Origin of the sequence: Pseudoalteromonas sp. BSi20652 (assembly GCF_000239855.1) — a bacterium.
Taxonomy (GTDB): Bacteria; Pseudomonadota; Gammaproteobacteria; order Enterobacterales; family Alteromonadaceae; genus Pseudoalteromonas.
Genome location: NZ_BADT01000057.1, coordinates 1 through 570 on the forward strand (window position 1 = coordinate 1; position 570 = coordinate 570).

Genomic DNA, 570 nt, shown 5'->3' on the forward strand with positions numbered 1-570 from the left:
GTTAAAATGATCATGAACTTCATCGACAGAGGTTTTATACGTGCCTTTTTTCACTTTTTCTTTATTATTGTTTACCCATAAAATAATTATTACTTCAAATAAATCATGAAAATCGGGGTGTTGAATGATATTTGGAATTACTCGCAGCGGGTCTTCTTGCAAATTACCTTCCCAATAAAATTTAATAGATTCTCCTGCTATCGACACGGCTTCTTGAGCCACAAGGGCCGCAATTTCATGAAATGGATGCACGTCATGATCTTTAGCCAATTGACTATGAGTTGGGTCAGTTCCTGTTTCACTAATTAAGGTTTGTGCATCATCAATCTGATGCGATACGGTTTCGATGATATGGTGAATTGCAAAGCTACTTACTAAGATAAATATTTCACTGCTGTAATGTAGTATTTTTAATATTAAGTCAGCGACAAAATCGTTTTTGGCTTTTGTTAGTTCATCACGCCACGATAAAAATTGTTCGTATTTTTCTAGTATATCTACAAAGTCTAATCCTTGGTATTGGGTGTTGTCTTTTTAGTATCGGCTGTTTGGGAGGCTGCTAGATCAGCT

General features: G+C 35.6%; 1 protein-coding gene. It reads right to left on the bottom strand.

Annotated elements, in window-relative coordinates; all coding sequences use genetic code 11:
- Positions 1-495 (bottom strand): HET-C-related protein (locus P20652_RS20750; RefSeq protein ID WP_202799043.1); only part of this gene is annotated, 495 nt, incomplete at its 3' end.
- Positions 496-570: the final 75 nt, after the last annotated feature.